Source organism: Ruegeria sp. AK4 (assembly GCF_056541025.1).
Genome location: NZ_JBQFXS010000002.1, coordinates 398503 through 415026, shown reverse-complemented (window position 1 = coordinate 415026; position 16524 = coordinate 398503). Strand labels below are relative to the sequence as shown.

At 60.9% G+C, this 16524-nt stretch carries 15 protein-coding genes; 4 read left to right on the top strand and 11 right to left on the bottom strand.

Annotated elements, in window-relative coordinates; translation table 11 throughout:
• The first annotated feature begins 14 nt into the window (after positions 1 to 14).
• On the top strand, positions 15 to 1949 hold the full coding sequence (locus tag ACR0EZ_RS05805) for a caspase family protein (protein ID WP_480611675.1): 1935 nt from the start codon (positions 15 to 17) through the stop codon (positions 1947 to 1949).
• A gap of 21 nt (positions 1950 to 1970) precedes the next feature.
• On the opposite strand, the gene ACR0EZ_RS05800 is transcribed toward ACR0EZ_RS05805, so the two are convergent.
• Positions 1971 to 3008 (bottom strand): OmpA family protein, encoded by a 1038-nt coding sequence (locus ACR0EZ_RS05800; RefSeq protein ID WP_480611674.1) that lies wholly within the window; start codon positions 3006 to 3008, stop codon positions 1971 to 1973.
• Positions 3009 to 3207: 199 nt separating this feature from the next.
• On the opposite strand from ACR0EZ_RS05800, the gene ACR0EZ_RS05795 reads away from it, so the two are divergent.
• The gene (locus ACR0EZ_RS05795; RefSeq protein WP_480611673.1) at positions 3208 to 4665 is read left to right on the top strand and encodes a caspase family protein; all 1458 of its coding nucleotides are present in this window, start codon (positions 3208 to 3210) and stop codon (positions 4663 to 4665) included.
• Between the two features lie 101 nt (positions 4666 to 4766).
• Here the strand turns inward: ACR0EZ_RS05795 and ACR0EZ_RS05790 are convergent, their stop codons facing one another.
• The 10 genes from ACR0EZ_RS05790 to ACR0EZ_RS05745 form a co-directional block, all read right to left on the bottom strand.
• On the bottom strand, positions 4767 to 5171 hold the full coding sequence (locus ACR0EZ_RS05790; RefSeq protein WP_480611672.1) for a hypothetical protein: 405 nt from the start codon (positions 5169 to 5171) through the stop codon (positions 4767 to 4769).
• Between the two features lie 11 nt (positions 5172 to 5182).
• The gene (locus tag ACR0EZ_RS05785) at positions 5183 to 5890 is read right to left on the bottom strand and encodes a hypothetical protein (protein WP_480611671.1); all 708 of its coding nucleotides are present in this window, start codon (positions 5888 to 5890) and stop codon (positions 5183 to 5185) included.
• Positions 5860 to 7431, bottom strand: coding sequence for a caspase family protein (locus ACR0EZ_RS05780; RefSeq protein ID WP_480611670.1), 1572 nt, complete (start codon positions 7429 to 7431; stop codon positions 5860 to 5862). The genes ACR0EZ_RS05785 and ACR0EZ_RS05780 overlap by 31 nt, the downstream gene beginning before the upstream one ends.
• A 136-nt stretch (positions 7432 to 7567) precedes the next feature.
• A complete protein-coding gene (locus ACR0EZ_RS05775) occupies positions 7568 to 8605 on the bottom strand; it encodes a zinc-dependent alcohol dehydrogenase family protein (protein ID WP_480611669.1) in 1038 nt (345 codons plus the stop codon).
• Positions 8606 to 8689: 84 nt separating this feature from the next.
• Entirely contained in the window at positions 8690 to 9685 is a 996-nt protein-coding gene (locus ACR0EZ_RS05770) for an ABC transporter ATP-binding protein (RefSeq protein WP_480611668.1), read from the bottom strand.
• Between the two features lies 1 nt (position 9686).
• Entirely contained in the window at positions 9687 to 10715 is a 1029-nt protein-coding gene (locus ACR0EZ_RS05765) for a Gfo/Idh/MocA family protein (RefSeq protein WP_480611667.1), read from the bottom strand.
• Positions 10712 to 11551 carry a carbohydrate ABC transporter permease gene (locus ACR0EZ_RS05760; RefSeq protein ID WP_480611666.1) on the bottom strand — a complete coding sequence of 280 codons (840 nt, stop codon included), beginning with the start codon at positions 11549 to 11551 and terminating at the stop codon, positions 10712 to 10714. Before ACR0EZ_RS05760 ends, ACR0EZ_RS05765 begins: the two co-directional genes overlap by 4 nt.
• Positions 11552 to 11564: 13 nt before the next feature.
• A complete protein-coding gene (locus ACR0EZ_RS05755; RefSeq protein ID WP_480611665.1) occupies positions 11565 to 12479 on the bottom strand; it encodes a carbohydrate ABC transporter permease in 915 nt (304 codons plus the stop codon).
• Positions 12480 to 12545: 66 nt separating this feature from the next.
• Positions 12546 to 13796: an ABC transporter substrate-binding protein gene (locus ACR0EZ_RS05750; RefSeq protein WP_480611664.1), complete on the bottom strand. Its 1251-nt coding sequence runs from the start codon at positions 13794 to 13796 to the stop codon at positions 12546 to 12548.
• Between the two features lie 11 nt (positions 13797 to 13807).
• A complete protein-coding gene (locus ACR0EZ_RS05745) occupies positions 13808 to 14707 on the bottom strand; it encodes an N-acetylmuramic acid 6-phosphate etherase (RefSeq protein ID WP_480611663.1) in 900 nt (299 codons plus the stop codon).
• Positions 14708 to 14864: 157 nt separating this feature from the next.
• On the opposite strand from ACR0EZ_RS05745, the gene ACR0EZ_RS05740 reads away from it, so the two are divergent.
• Both ACR0EZ_RS05740 and ACR0EZ_RS05735 read left to right on the top strand, forming a co-directional pair.
• Complete coding sequence (locus ACR0EZ_RS05740) at positions 14865 to 15752, top strand: glucosamine kinase nucleotide-binding domain-containing protein (protein WP_480611662.1); 888 nt, start codon at positions 14865 to 14867, stop codon at positions 15750 to 15752.
• Positions 15749 to 16516, top strand: a complete 768-nt coding sequence (locus tag ACR0EZ_RS05735) for a GntR family transcriptional regulator (protein ID WP_480611661.1) — start codon at positions 15749 to 15751, stop codon at positions 16514 to 16516. Before ACR0EZ_RS05740 ends, ACR0EZ_RS05735 begins: the two co-directional genes overlap by 4 nt.
• The last annotated feature ends 8 nt before the right edge of the window (positions 16517 to 16524 follow it).

The following is a 16524-nucleotide window of genomic DNA, read 5'->3' as shown; positions in this document are numbered from 1 at the left end:
AGAGAGTTTTGCCTGTGTTTGCAATACGTTGCCTTTCGGCCCTGTTCCTGACGCTGTTCAGCGCCTGCATGGCGCTGGCCGACAAGAGGGTCGCGCTTGTCATCGGCAACTCGGACTACGCATATGTCAGCCCGCTGGACAACCCGATCAACGACGCGTCGGACCTGGCCATCGCGCTTGAGGGGCTGGGGTTTCAGGTCTTCCTGGGCACCGATCTGAACCGCGACGAAATGCTTTCGCTGGCGGAATCCTACGGTGCCACGGCTGCGGTTTCCGATGTTTCGCTGCTGTTTTATGCCGGGCACGGGTTTCAGGTGGATGGGCGTAACTATCTGGTGCCGGTCGATGCGGAAATCTCGACGCCCGCAGACATCCCGGAACAGACCATACCGATGCAGGAATTTGTTGGCCGGATGGAACGGTCCGACGGTATCCGGCTGGTGTTTCTGGACGCCTGCCGCGACAATCCCTTTGAGGGCACCGGGCTGGATGTCGGCGGCGACGGGCTGGCGCGGGTCGGCAGTGCGGCGGATTTCATGTTCGCCTATGCCACGCAGCCCGACAATGTGGCCTATGACGGCACCGGGCGGAACAGTTTCTTCACCGAGGCGCTGCTGAGCCATATCTACACGCCGGGGCAGGATATTTCCGACCTGATGATCTCGGTCCGCAAGGATGTTCTGGCCTCGACCGGCGGGCGGCAGATTCCGTGGGACAACTCATCGCTGACCCGGCAGTTCCGGTTTGATAACAGCCCGGTGACGGCCTCGGAAGAAACCCTGCTGTGGCAGGTCGCGGCCAATGCGCAGGATGCGTCACTGATGCAGCTTTATATGGACCGCTACCCGCAAGGGGCGCATGTGAACGAGGTTGTGGCCTTTCTGGACCGCGCCGGGCAGGGCGAGACGCTGACCCGGGCCCTGTCGGTCGAGGATCAGGACGAACAGGCAGAACGGCTGTGGAAACTGGCGCAGCGCAGCCGGATGCGGCCCTTGCTGGAATTCTATATCGAGCAATACCCCGACGGAAACCATGTGGATCAGGCGCGCCGCCTGATCGCCTCGATCCCCCGTCCGGAAGACAGCACTCCGGGCGGTATCTGTGAGCGTCTGGCCACGCATCCTCGGGACCGGACGGCCAGCATTCCCGGCGTGCCGTTCAGCCGCCTGCAGGAAAACGCGCTGACCGCCATTCAGGCCTGCAGCGCCGCTGCTGCGCAGACGCCTGATCTGTCGCACTACGTGGCTTTGCTGGCGCGGGCAACGATTGCAGCAGGGGATGTTGATCGGGCCGTTACGCTCTATAAACAGGCGGCTGATCAGGGGGATTTGCGGGCAATGGTATCGCTGGCCCAACTGCACGAAAGCGGAACCGGTGTGCCGCAGGATGTGAACGCTGCGATGGACCTGTACGAACGTGCGGCGGCAGGGGGCAGTTTCGACGCTATGATAAATCTGGCGGTCACCCTGTTTGAAGGTCAGGTTGTTCCCAAAGATGAGGCGCGGGCAATCACGCTGCTGCAAAGTGCCGCCGAGGGCGGGTCGGCCAAGGCGACCTTCAATCTTGGCGTTCTGGCGCAAGACGGCATTGCCGGGGCACCGGCACAAGCGCTTGGCTATTTCCAGAAAGCCGCGCGGAATGGCGAGTATCAGGGTTATCTGGCCGCCGCGATCCTGTTGGATGAAGGCCGCGGCGTTCCCAGCGATCCGCTAGAAGCGGCCCGTATGTTGCTGCGTGGGGCTGCCGAAGACGATGGTTCGATCCTGAATCAACTGTCTCTGGCCTCGGACCAGTGGTCGCGGGAAACCGTGATGGAGGTTCAGAAACTGCTGCAGAAAGCGGGTTACTATTCCAGCGCCATTGACGGCGTGCCGGGGCCGAACTTCATATCGGCCCTGCAACAATGGCGCAGCGGTGGGTTCGATCCCATCATTCTGGCCGGGAACTGATCGTCCCACGGCCTGTTCGGTTCAGTTCACCGGGATAAACTCGATCCGGCGATTGCGGCGCTTGCCCTCTGCGGTATCGTTCGACACCACCGGGCGGCTTTCGCCGTAGCCCACGGTCACAAGACGTTCGGATGCGATGCCCTGATCGACCAGATAGTTATTCACAGCCTGCGCCCGCCGCTCGCTGAGCACCCGGTTTGCGGCGTCGGAGCCATCGCTGTCTGTATGGCCGCCGATCTCGATGGTCAGGTCCGGGCAGCGGTCGACGATGTCGTGCAGGTTCGCCAGCAGCGGAATAGACGCGTCGCTCAGGCGGGCGCTGCCCGAGTTGAAATAGATGTTGCCGGTGCGCGACAGAATTTCCATCCGCCCTTCGCAAGCCTCACGGTCCAGATCGCCCTTGGTTTCCAGAGCGGCGGCCCCCGGTGCAGCAGATGCGACCTCGAGCTGCGGTGGGGTTCCGGCCTTGGCGCGGTCAAACACAAAGCCGAAGCTGATGAAGCCGAAGGGCAGGATATCGACGCCTGCGGCCTCTTCCAGCTTGCCGCGCCCTTCTTCCAGATTGAAGTCGGGCAGGGCGATGGCAATCGGGGTGGTATTTGCTACCGCGACCCGGTCATTGTCGACCAATGTTATGGCGACCTGAGCAACACTGTCCTTGGTCACGCCGTGCAACGATAGGGTGTATGGCAGGTCGATGATTTTGTGGCGCGTCTGATGCAGATCGACCAGTTCCTCGGGCGGAAGCTGCGCAGTAATGACCGCTTCGGGGAAATTGAAGGTTTCAAAGAACAGGAACCGCATGCGCACGTTGCGCAGGTCGATGCTGGTATCGACACTGTCCATCTGAACCCGGATATCGGCGGCCCCTTCGGCGCTGATCACGCCTGAAAGGGTGGCGAATCCGCTGTTTTCCGCCACCGAGTTTTTCTTCACCGACAGAAATTGAAGTTCCGAGGCTTCGGCGTCCAGTTTCCACCCATGCTCGAACGGATCGGCGCTTTGGGCCCATGCGCTGTTTGCCAGCAGCAATCCGGCTATGGCAAAAAAGTTTCGCATTGGGGTTGAGCGCGGCATGTGTGAACCTGTTCCTATGCTTGATCCTTAATTCGGGATATGTCAGGCGGTGGCCACAAGAAAGCCAAAAAAGCTGTGTAGTAAAATTCGAACCGGCATGATGCCCCAGAGTCACGGGGCTCGGTGGGATGACGGAAACAGAGGATCTGACGTGCTTCGCAAAGTAAAAGCTCTGATTGCGATGATCTTGATATTGTGGACCGCTCAGGCAGTGGCCGAGCCGCGCATTGCACTGGTCATCGGGAACTCGGCCTATGGATCCGTTTCGGCGCTGGACAACCCGGCGAACGACGCGAAGCTGATCACCGAAAAGCTGACCGGCCTTGGGTTCGAGGTCCGGCATCTGTCGGACAGCAATCAGATCGAGATGAAACGCGCCATTTCCCAATTCGGCCGTGATCTGCGAAAGGGCGGCGAGGATGCGGTGGGCCTGTTTTATTATGCCGGTCACGGTGTGCAGTCTTTTGGGTCGAACTACCTTCTGCCGGTGGATATTTCGCTGAACGATCCGGCTGATCTGGACCTGATGGCGGTCGAGGCGCGGTCGGTGCTGCATCAGATGGCCTCGGCCCATAACAAGACCAACATCGTCATTCTGGATGCCTGCCGGAACAATCCGTTCGAAGAGCTTGCCGAAATGGACGACAACGGTCTGGCCGAAATGAAAGCCCCGACGGGGACGTTTCTGGCCTATGCCACCGATCCGGGCGGCGTTGCCCTGGATGGTGAGGTGGGCAACAGCCCCTTCACGCTGAGCCTGGCGGAACATATCGAAACGCCGGGCATGGCGATCGAGCAATTGTTCAAGAAAGTGCGCGTCGATGTTCTGGAAGAAACCCGCGGCCTGCAGACGCCCTGGGACACGTCGTCGCTGACACAGGATTTTGCCTTCGCGATTGAGACGGAAACGAAGATCGTGCAGCACCGCAACGAAGAAGACCTGTGGCAGGAAGCGGTCAATACCCGCGATCCGGTGCAGATCATGCTGTTCATGCGCGCCTATCCCGACAGCATTCACGCCGACAAGGCAAGCGACCTGTTGCAGACCGTTCTGGCTGAATCCTTCGGAACCGCTCCGCCATCCGGCGCTTCGCAGCCGGAGCAGCAGGAACAGGTGGTTGAGGCGACAGAAACCGACCGGTTGATGTATGAACTGGCGCTGGCCGACGACACGGTCCATTCCTACGAGGTGTATCTGCACAGCTTCCCGGATGGGGCATTCTCGAACGAAGCCGTCGAACGGCTTTCCGCGCTCCGTCTCGGGGAAGAGACCGTGACCCGAAAGGCCGAGCCCACCGCCAAGATACCCGAGGCGGAAACCGATGGCGCCATCGCGGTGGATGAGACGCTGACGCTGGACACGCCGCTGAGCTTTGGAAACGCCTATGTGCGCGGCCAGACAATCAAGGAACTGGTGGCAGGCTCGCCGCAGTTTCCACCGCTGGAAGGGCTGCCAGAAGAGCTTTGGAAAGACCAGCAATGTTCCAACTGCCATCAGTGGACAGCGGAAACCCTGTGCGATCAGGCCCAGACCTATGTCAAACGGCCAGCCGCTGGAAATGTTGCAAAGCAACACCCCTATGGCGGCGGGCTAAAGGTCAACATGCGCCGCTGGGCTTTGGGCGGGTGTCAGGGCTAGGCCAGAGCGTTTTGCGTTTGATTTGAATCGAAATACGCTGCCTATCCCTTAGGTCAAACGCGCATTTCGATGGAACTGCCTCAGCTAAACCGCAAAACGCCTTAACCGGACAGTTTCGCAAGATCAGCGCTCAGCGCGCGGGCCTCGGAAATGCTGCGCTGCAGGGCGGCCAGCTTTGCATCGGGCGTGTCCCCTTGGGGTGAGTCATTCAGAACCCTGTCGATGCGGGATGCGGTGGCCGCATCGCCGCCACCAATGGCGTCACGCTGCTGCAGGATTTTCAGCTTCAGCTGGGCCAGTTCCGATTCCGAGGACCGGATCTGCGCCGCAAGGGTATCGTTTCGCGCCTGCGCGGCGGCAACATCGCCTTCGGCGGCTTGGATGCGGTCGTCATAGGCGCCGGTGGCAATGCCCGAGACCCCGGAGAAGAAGCCGCCCTCTGCCGGGTCGGTGGTGGTTTGACAGGCGGTCAGCAGAAGGCAGGGGAAGACGGCAAAACGGATCATGTGGCCCCCGTTCACAGCGATGAGGCCAGATCGCCGGCGATCCCGCGCATCTGCGTGATCTGATTTGACAGCGCAGCCAGATCGCCGTCGATGGGCGATGCCGTCTGACCACGGGATATGGTCAGGTTGCGCGCCTCGGTGAACTCGGCCTGCCGCTTGGTTGCGCCATCGATGGCAAGCTCCATCTGGGTCAGATTGCCGTTGGCCTCGGCAAGTTCCTGTTGCAACTGGGCCGCGTCCACGGTTCCGGCGGCAACACCGGCGTTCAGCGCGTCAAGTTCGGCCTTTTGCGCCGCAAGGACCTGATTCATAACGTTCAGCGTCGTCTGCATTTCGCTGGCGTTGCTGTCCAGATCCTTCTTGATCTGCCGCAGACGGGATTCGCGCCCCGCATAGTTCCGCTGAACATAGGCCACATAGGTTCCCGCCAGCGCCCCGGCCCCTAGGCCCAGGGATATCCCGGTGCCGACATCGTCGCTGCCGCCCAGTCCAAACCCGATCGCGCCGCCGGTTACTCCGCCTGCAACCGCCCCTTGCAGGATGGTCTTCTGCATGGCGGCGGCCTGTTTGGCCAGATCGGCCTCGGCCTGCGACGACCCGCCGGGGGTCGTCTCGGGCGCGGCTGTCGGCTCATCGCTACCTCCGCCACAGGCCGTAAGGGTCAGGGACACCGCGATGAATGCCGCGCTTAGTCGGGAGGTATGAGATCGGCCAGCCATTGGTAACTTCCTTTTTTGCTGTCTTCCGCCTGCGCAACATGCCGCAGAAACAGGGCGGCGTCGTTGTTCAGCTGCGCATCGGCATAGGTCAGGTCGCGCGAGCCCGAGGCCGCGCTGATAATCGACGTGTCAATGTCGGGAGGGAAAAAGATGACAGAGCGATTCAGCACTTCGTCATAGTAACTGCGGCTCTGGTCCAGACGCCGCAGGATGATGCCGCGTGACCGGTAGATATCGTAAACATCGTTCCGAGCCTGTTGCAGAACGGGCAGGGCGTCAGCGTTGGTTCGGGCAATCTCTTCGATCTGCGCCAGTGCATCCTCGGCGATCCCCAATGTGCGCTCGACGCTGCGCAGGGCCACGATGTCGGTGCGCAATCGCTGCAAAGTGGTCGCGGCCAGAAAGACCGAAACCTGCGCCGCGTCTTCAAACAGACGTTCGGCCGAGGCGACCTCCTGCGCGGGCAGGCGACGGCGATAACTGTCCAAAGCCGGACCCAGATCGCGTGTCTGTCCGTCATTGAGGTGCCCCAGAGCCACCAGCGCAGTCGCAAGCTGCTCTGGGTTGGCCTCGGCCAGTGAGGCGTTGACCGGGGCCAGCGATCCGGGCGATCCGACCTTCAGACCGTCGATGCGATCATGGGCGAAAGCGGCAAACAACCCGTTGGGGTAAGCCCGCAGGTAGGTTTCAAAATCAGACGCATCCGCACTGGAGGCTATGCCGCGCCAATGCGCCAGATCGGCTGCGGTTTCGTCGTCGGCGGTCTCACCCGGTAGACCCGGCGCGAAACTGTGTTCATCCAGCACTGATTCCTCGACCCAGGGTATCTGAAGCCCGTCGGTTTCCAGAACCACCTGCTGGCGCACCCGCCCCAACATTAGCCGGACATCCAGATCGGGCGTTGCGATATGGTCCAGCAGGCCAGAGGTAAATACGCTGTTGTCGCCAATTCCGTCATAGGCCACGTTGCCGGGATCGGTGGCATAGGCGATCAGCAGCCCGGCTCCGCCGCGCATTCTGACAAGGCCCTGTTCGACCATGCCCCGGTCCGAGAACGGATTGTTCCGGCAGGCGTCCAGCAGCAGGATGCCCACCTTGGGACCCGCTTTGGTGATCACATCCCGCACCCGGTCCAGCGTCAGCGAACTGCGCCTGAGCGCCTGCAGATTGCTGCCTGCAAAATCGGTGCCGATCAGATGGTTTTCGCCGCCAATCTGAACCCCGTGCCCGGCATAGAAGAACACCGCCATTTCGGCACCTTCAGCCGCTGCGCCGAATTGATCCAGCGCTTGCTGCATCGCGTCTGCATTCTGGTCGGTGGCTTCCGTTACGGCAAAACCCAGATCTTGCAACGCGCTGCTCAGCGCGGTGACATCGTTCACCGGGTTGCGCAGGGCCATGTCCGGGGACGCATAGTCGGAATTGCCAATAAGCAACGCCACCCGGCCCGAGGCGTGGGCCTGCGTCGCCCAGAATGTCAGGCACAGCAAGAAGATGCTCAGAACACCGGCCTGCAGGCCGGTGGGGCGGGTCAGGGTCATGCGAACAAGGTAACGCAAGGTAATGTTTGATGACAATCGGCGTTGGCGTTCAGACGTGACGAATTTAGAATCCCCGAGAGGTTCTGCATTGGTGGGCAAATGCCCCGCGGGCGTGACCGGCTTTCGGGCCGCAAGCCTAGAAACTTGTGATCACGGTTGCGCCAATTGAGCGGAATTTGTCCATTTCCATCAGTGCCTTCGGTGCTTCGTCAAGGCTGATCCGATCCCCGACAAGGCGGGCGGGGTCAAGTTTGCCGCTTTCCACCATATCCAGCATTGTGCCATAACGATGCGCCTGCATCCCATGCGAGCCGAGCAATTCGATCTCTTGCCCGACGATCTTGGGCATTGGGACTGCGGGCGCAGCGTGATCGCCCAGCATCAGGCCGACCTGAACATGCTTGCCTCGGGGGCGCAGGCCAAGTATCGAGTTGGTCATGGTCACGGGATGCCCCAGAGCGTCCAGCGACACATGCGCACCGCCCTTGGTAATCTCGCGGATCGCTTCGGGAACATTTGCCTCGGCCCCGGAAACAGTTGCGACTGCGCCAAGCTCGCGGGCCAGATTCAACTTGGCGGGGTCGAGGTCGATCCCGATCACATTAGCCCCGGCGGCACTGGCGATCATCACCGCCGACAGGCCCACGCCGCCGCAGCCATGCACAGCAACCCATTGACCGGCAGAGACTTTGCCCTGATCCACCACCGCCCGGAACGCGGTGGCAAACCGGCAGCCCAGACTGGCGGCAGTGGCAAAATCCATCCTGTCCGGCAGGGCCACCAGATTCAGATCGGCCTGATGGATGGCGACATATTCGGCAAAGCTGCCCCAATGGGAGAATCCTGGCTGTTGCTGCCGAAGACAAACCTGATGATGGCCTGCGTGGCATTCGGCACAGGACCCGCAACCGCACACGAAGGGCACGGTCACCCGATCGCCGACGCTCCAGTTGTTCACGTCCTTGCCAATGGCCTCGACAACACCGGCGAGTTCGTGGCCGGGGACATGCGGCAGGTCTATGTCGCTGTCATGCCCCATCCATCCATGCCAATCGCTGCGGCACACACCGGTCGCTTCCACCTTGAGGACAACGCCATGGGGTTCGGGCGTGGGATCGTCGACCGAGACCACTTTAGGGGCTTCCTGAAACTTTTCGTACAGCACGGCCTTCATGGGGCAGGTCCTTCCGCGAACGGGTGGTCTGGACCACTCCTATACGTCTGATGCAGTTGCCCGTCCAATCGACTTCCCCGGTAGTCAGAGCCTTTGGCCGTCGCCGTCGAAGGCCAGCATATCGGTTTGCTCGAAGCTGATGCCGACCTCGGCCCCGGGCGACACGCGGTGCTGGCCGAAGGCCCGTATCGTGAAGGGTTTGTCCGTGCCGATATTGACCAGAACATTGGTGTCCGCCCCAAGATTTTCCACATGCACGACAGTCCCCGACAAGGGCCCGGCGTCGCCCAATCTGGCGTATTCCGGGCGGATGCCGAAGACGGTGCCGGTATTGCCGCCAATCATCTCGGCCGGAACGAAATTCATTGCCGGAGAGCCGATGAATTCGGCCACAAACCGGTTTGCGGGGTTGTTGTACAATTCCATCGGGGTGCCGACCTGCTCGATCCGGCCATTGCGCAGAACCACGATCTTGTCGGCAAGCGTCATGGCCTCGGTCTGGTCATGGGTTACGTAGATCATGCTGGCGCTGATCTGGCGATGCAGGTTGGCAATCTCGACCCGCGTATTCAGGCGCAGGGCGGCGTCGAGATTGGACAGCGGCTCGTCGAACAGGAACAGCTTTGGGTTGCGCACTATGGCCCGGCCGATGGCAACGCGCTGGCGCTGACCACCGGACAGTTCGGCGGGGCGGCGCTCCAGATATTCCTCCAGCGACAGCATCCGGCTGGCCTCGGTGATGCGGCGCGAGATTTCGTCCTTGGCATGGCCCGCCTGTTTCAGACCCAGCGCCATGTTGCCCCGAACCGTCAGGTGCGGATAAAGCGCATAGGATTGAAACACCATGGCAATGCCACGCTTGGCGGGCGGGACGGTGTTCACCTGCTGTCCATCGATTTCCACGGTGCCCGAGGTTGCATCCTCAAGCCCCGCAATCACCCGCAACAGGGTGGATTTGCCACAGCCCGAGGGGCCGACGAACACCACGAACTCGTTTTCCTCGACGGTCAGGTCGATGTTCTTCAGCACGTCGACGTCCCCGAAGGATTTACAAACGTTGGAGAGGGTCAGGGCGGTCACGTTACGTCTCCTTCAGGTCGACCGGCTGGCCGGTCCGGATGCTGTGATCGGCAGCAAGACAGATGTGCAGGGATTGCACAGCATCGTTCATATGGCGGGTCAGGTCGACATCTTCGGCAATGGCTTTTAGCATATAGGCCTGTTCGGCGTCACAAAGCTGCTGGTGGCCCGGCTCACCCGCCATCTCGATCAGGGTGTCGCCATCGGGCTTGTGCACCAGAATGCCGCCGACCTTGGTGTGGCCGTCCACATCATCCGACTCGCCCTTGTTGCCTTCGGTGATCGACACGGCCCCGTTGGGCGAGACGATGTCTTTCACGAAAAACGCGGTTTCCGACATCATGGGTCCCCAGCCGGCCTCGTACCAACCGACCGAGCCGTCTTCGAAGACAACCTGAAACTGGCCGTAATTGTACATGTCGGGGGCGATTTCGTCGGACAGGCGTAGGCCCATGCCGTTGACGCGGACGGGCAGCGCGTCAGTAATCTGGCACATCACGTCCACGTAATGCACCCCGCAATCGACAATGGGCGAGGTTGTTTGCATCAGTGCCTTATGCGTCTCCCATGTTGGGCCGGTGGATTGTTGGTTCAGGTTCAGGCGAAAGACATAAGGTCCGCCCAGATCGCGCGCTTCCGAGATCAGGCGTATCCACGAGGGGTGGTGCCGCAGGATATAGCCAACGACCAGCTTGCGGTTGGTCTCGACCGCCTTGGCGACCACGCGGCGCGCATCCTCGACGGTGGTTGCCAGCGGTTTTTCGACGAACACATGCGCCCCAGTCTCCATCGCGGCGCAGGCGTAATCCGCGTGGCTGTCGGAATAGGTGGCGATGACCGCCAGATCGGGCGTGGTTTCGGCCAAAGCCGCGTGGAAATCGGTGAAAACCGGATAGGTTTGCAGATCGGGGTGATCGACCGCGCCCGACCGGTTCACCAGCCCCACGATTTCTGCATCCGGGTGGTGGTGATGCGCCAGCGCATGGCTCAGCCCCATATTGCCCAGACCTGCGACAAGAACCCGGATCATTTGACCGCCCCCGAAGTGATGCCGCGGATCAGTTGCCGCGAGAAGATGACATAGAGGATCATGACAGGCAGGATCGCCATGCTCAGCGCCGATAGAACGGCGTTCCAGTCGGTCACGAACTGGCCGATGAAGACCTGGCTGCCCAGCGTCAGGGTCTTGGTCTCTTCCGCCGGGGCAAGGATCAGCGGGAACCACAGGTCGTTCCAGATTGGAATCATGTTGAACACCGCCACCGTTGCCATCGCCGGACGGACCAGCGGCAGGACAAGACGGAAGAAGATCGTGTATTCGCTCAACCCATCGATGCGGCCCGCGTTCTTCAGGTCGTCGCTGACCTGCCGCATGAATTCCGACAGGATGAACACCGCCAGCGGCAGGCCCTGCGCCGTATAGACGAGGATCAGCGCCATCAGCGTGTTGACCAGCCCGGTCGCCACCATCATCTCAAGAATGGCCACGGTGCCGATACGGATCGGGATCATGATGCCCAAAGCCAGATAGAGCCCCATCAGCGTGTTGCCCTTGAACCGGTACTCGCTGAGCGCAAAGGCCGCCATCGAACCGAACAGCAGGATGAAGAACAGCGACGCCACGGTGACGATCATCGAGTTCTGGAAATACAGGAAGAAATCACCCTGTTTCATCACCGTCTGGTAGCCGATCATCGAGAATGTCTCGGCATCCGGCAGGGCCAGCGGCTCGCGGAAGATCGCCTTGCGGGTCTTGAAGCTGTTGATCAGGATCACAAAGACCGGGAACAGCGCGATCAGCGTGTACAGGATCAGCGCGCCATGCATTGCGGCGAGGTTGAACGGGTTTCTGCGGGCTTTGTTCATGTCTCGCGCCCTCTCAGAACTGATACCGGCGGATGCGGGTCTGGATCAGGAACAGATACAGGCAAACCCCGGTCAGGATGATGAAGAACATGCCCGTTGCGATGGCAGACCCCATATGCGGATCGCCCAGTTGCAATTGGAAGCCAAAGAAGGTGCGGTACATGAACGTTCCAAGGATATCGGTCGAGTAATCCGGCCCCGCCAGCGCGCCTTGCGCGGCATAGATCAGATCGAACGCGTTGAAATTGCCCACGAATGTCAGGATCGAGATGATGCCGATCGACGGCAGGATCAGCGGCAGTTTGATTTTCCAGAAGGCGGCCATGCCGGTGATGCCTTCGACCTCGGCGGCCTCCAGAATCTCTTCGGGGATGGACAGAAGGGCGGCGTAGATCAGCATCATCGGGATGCCCACGAACTGCCAGACCGAGACCAGCGCCAGCGTGGTCAGGGCGTATTCCTCTTTCCCCAACCAGGGCGAATAGAGCGATTTGAGCCCGACCGAGGCCAGCAGATCGGGCGCAATGCCCCAGATCGGCGACAGGATCAGTTTCCACGCAAAGCCGACAATGACGAAGGACAGGATCGTCGGGATGAAGATCGCCGAGCGATAGAAGGCGGCAAACCGCAGGCGCGGGTTGCTGAGCATGGCGGCCAGTGCGATGCCGATTGGATTCTGGACCAACATATGGATGAAGAAGAACCAGAAGTTGTTGCCCAGAGCGTTCCAGAACGCATCGGACCACAGCGGATCGCCGAACAGGGTGCGGAAATTCTCGAGCCCGACAAAAACGCGCGCCTGATCCACCTCGGTATACAGCGCCAGCCGCAGTGTGTTGAACAGCGGAAAGACCATGACGGCCGAGTAGACAAGCACAGCAGGCGCAAGAAAGACCACGATGTGCCATTTGATCCGGCTGGTGCCCATAACATGCCTCGAAAGTTCAGGTTGGTTCCGGCCCGTCAGGCCGGAACCGTTGGTGGGGTGAGTGGCTTACTGATGTGGCGCGTACCAACCCGCCAGGCCATCCTGCAGGCGTTTCCCGGCGTCTTCCGGGCTTTCCGTGCCTTTGACGACATTGGCTGAGGCGTTCCAGGTTTCCAGTTCCAGATTGGGCTCGCCCCGCGACAGGATCTGGTAGGTCGAGCGGATGGTGGTCTCGCACTCGCCGCGCCAGCTTACGAATTCCTTGGCCAGCGCGTCTTCCAGTTCGACAGGCTCATTCGAAAGCGGGAAGAAGCCCGGCAGCGCGTTGCCGAAGATTTTCGCAAATTCGGGCGAGGCCACCCAGGCCAGGAAGGTGCGCGCAGCTTCTGCGTTCTCGCTGGCCGCGTTCATGCCGATCCCAATATCGGTGTGATCCGAGATATAGCAGGTGTCGCCCGCATTCCGGACCGGCGGTTTGAAGGCGCCCATCTCAAAATCGGCCTGCGTGTTGAAGCCCGAGATTTCCCAGCTTCCCGCAGGGTAGATCGCGGCCCGGCCCAGCGTGAACAGGTTCTGGCTGTCCGGATAGGTCTGCGCCTCATACCCGTCGCCAAGATAATCTTTCCACTTGGCCAGCGTTTCATAGGGCGCAACCCACTGCTCATCCGTCAGTTTCTGCGACCCATCGATCAGGCCCAGACGGCCTTCTTCGCCCTTCCAGTAGTTCGGGCCGATGTTGTTATAGCCCATCGTGGCCGCTTCCCACTGGTCGTTGGTGCCCATCGCCATCGGGATATAGCTGCCGTCCTCTTTGATCTTGTCCAATGCCGCAAAGAACTCGGCCTCGGTCGTCGGCACTTCGATGTCAAGCTCGTTGAATGCGTCTTTGTTGTAGATAAAGCCGTGGATCACCGACGCCATCGGAACGCAGAATGTGGCAGAACCGTCGTCGGTCTGCCACGCGGCCTTTGCCACATCCGAGAAATTGCTCATCGCGGGCATATCGGACAGGTCGGACAGGTGCCCGCCATCATAGAGGCCCAGTGAGCGGTCGAACGGGCGGCAGGTGATGATATCGCCTGCGGACCCGGCCTCGAGCTTCGCATTCAGGGCGGCATCATACTCGGTCGGAGCCAGCGGCGAAAACTTGAGCTTGATATCCGGGTGCTGCGCCTCGAACGCCGGGATGATCTTTTCCTGCCACAGGGCAAGGTCATCGTTGCGCCAGCTTTCGATGAGCAGTTCCGTTTCCGCATAGGCGGTCGTGGCCAAAGCCGATGAGGCCAGCAAAATTGCGCTGAGCGACGTCTTTTTCATGGTTTTCCTCCTTATTGAACTGAATTTTCTTGAAGTTCCTGAAGCGCGGGGCGCAGATGCCCGTCGGATTGTTTGAGCAATTGCTCTGCCTGCTTGGTGTCAAAGGCTCCCGACGCCAGCAAAATGGCCTGCTTCAGATCACCCGCAGTCTCGTCCAGCGCCGAACCGGCCTCGGCTTCGGACACTCCGGTAATTTTCGTTATGATGCTTTCGGCGCGGTGGCGCAGTTTGTGGTTGTCGGCGATGACATTGACCATCATCCCGTCATGCACATGCCCCAGCCGGATACCCATCAGCGTGGACATCATGTTCAAGGCGACCTTTTGCGCGGTAGCGGCCCCCAATCGGGTTGAACCGGCAATGATCTCGGGCGGCGTATTCAAAAAAATCGCGCAGTCGGCGTGGTCGAACAGCGGCGCCTTTTCGTTATTGGCGATGCAGATGGTCTTGGCCCCCGCCGCCCGGGCTTTGCGCGCGAATTGAAGCGGGTAGGGGGTCGAGCCACTGGCCGATATGGCGATCACCGCATCGCCGGGTTTGACCATGGCCGTGGCCGCCTCAGCCGCTTCGGCATCGTCCTCGGTGTGGCCGGGCATGGCGGCACCCGAGGGCACGCCACCGGCCATGCAGATCGCGATGGAGTCCGGGGACAGGCCGTAGGTGCCGGGCAGTTCGGCCCCGTCCGCAAGCCCCATCAGGCCCGACGACCCGGCCGCCGCATAGTAGATGCGACCGTTGTTTTTTACCGTTGCGGTCAGAATCCCGGCTCCCTGCGACAGGTCGGCCAGACAGGCATCCAGGCCCGCCAATGCCTCTTTCTGCGCAGTCAGCAAGCGCGCGAGAATGTCGGCGTCAGGACGCAGGTCCAGGCCTTCGGCCCCGTCACGCAGCATTTCGGTTTGCGGCAGCATTTGATTCCCCTTTGGTGTCCTATCTAATACCTATACAATACCTTTTGTCTACCTTTTGTTTGATTTCTCTCGTTTCGGCTCAAAAAAACACAGAAATAGTCGTGTATAGTGCGCAAAGGTCTTTTTTTCGGACTAAAGGTATTGTAAAGGTATCTATATGGCCGAGTCTCTCCCATATCTCATCGCTATTGATGGCGGCGGCACCCGCTGCCGGTTTGCTTTGGAAACACCCGCAGGCCGGACGGCGGTCAGCCTTGGCAGTGCCAATGTGTTCTCGGACCGTGAGACCGCGCTGAGCACATTGAACGCGGGCCTCGAGGCATTGATGAGCGAAGCGGGCCTGTCGCAGGATGCACTGGCTGGTATTCCGATCTACGCGGGCCTTGCCGGTGTCACTGATGCGGAAACCGCATCCGAGGTCGCGCGGCACCTGCCGTCCCGGATCGTGCAGGTCGAGGATGACAGCCGATCCGCCGTTGTGGGCGCTCTAGGGGATCGGGATGGCTGTCTTATCGGCATCGGAACGGGGTCGTTTCTGGCGCGGCAAACAAGCGAACGCATTCAGTTTATCGGCGGCTATGGCCCGTTGATCGGGGATGAGGCCTCGGGCAACTGGCTGGGCACGCTGCTTCTGCGACATGTTCTTCTTGCTGCCGACGGGATTGAGCAACCCAGCCCACTGACACGGGACATCAGCGCCCGTTTCAATGACTACCCGATGAAGATCGTGGCGTTTTCGGGCGCTTCCCGGCCAGCCGATATTGCCGACCTCGCCCCGCAGATCATCGCTGCGGCCAAGCAGGGCGACCAGGTCGCCGATACACTGATGCAAAAGGGCGCCGATTACATCATCGGCGGGTTGCACGCGCTTGGCTGGTCTGAGGCAGAGCCGATTTGTGCAGTGGGTGGCGTCGCACCGCATTACGCAAGCTATTTGCCGGACGGGATGCAACAGGCGCTGACAGAACCACAAGGCACGGCCATCGACGGGGCGCTGAAACTGGCGCGGCGATTGGCCGAACGGGCAAAGGTCGGGGCAGCATGACTTTGGACACCATCGAAAACTTCCTGGGCGACAATGGCTGGATGCATGATGCGACCGGTCCCAGATATGTGCGTCTGCGCAAGCGGATCGAAAAGAGCATCGAACTGGGACTGCTGGGCGAAAGCGCGCCACTGCCTGCGGAACGGGAAATCGCCAGCCTGACCGGCTTGTCGCGGGTAACGGTGCGCCGCGCGATGCAGGATCTGGTCGATCGGGGCATTATCATTCAGCGGCAGGGTTCGGGCAGTTTCGTCGCGGACGGAACGCCGAAGGTAGAACAGTCGCTGTCACGGCTGACCTCGTTTACCGAGGATATGTCGCGGCGCGGTCTGGACTCTTCCAGCGAATGGCTGGATCGGGGCATTCATACGCCCTCACCCGAAGAGGTGATCGCGCTGGCCCTGTCGTCCGGGGAAGCCGTTGCGCGCATTTCACGCCTGCGCCGTGCGAATGACAGGCCGATGGCGATTGAACGGGCCTCGCTGCCCATCGACATACTGCCGAAACCGCAACAGGTGGAATCTTCGCTGTACGAAGTGCTGGAGCGCAGCGGGAACCGGCCTGTCCGGGCTCTGCAGCGTATTTCGGCGATCAATCTGGAAAGCGAGGATGCCGACCTTCTGGGCGTTCAGCCCGGCGCGGCGGGGCTGCGCATCGTGCGCACCTCGTACCTGTCCAACCGGCGGGTCGTGGAATTCACCCGCTCAATCTATCGCGGTGATGCGTATGACTTTGTCGCAGAACTGCGCTTGGCCAACAGCTAGGACATTCT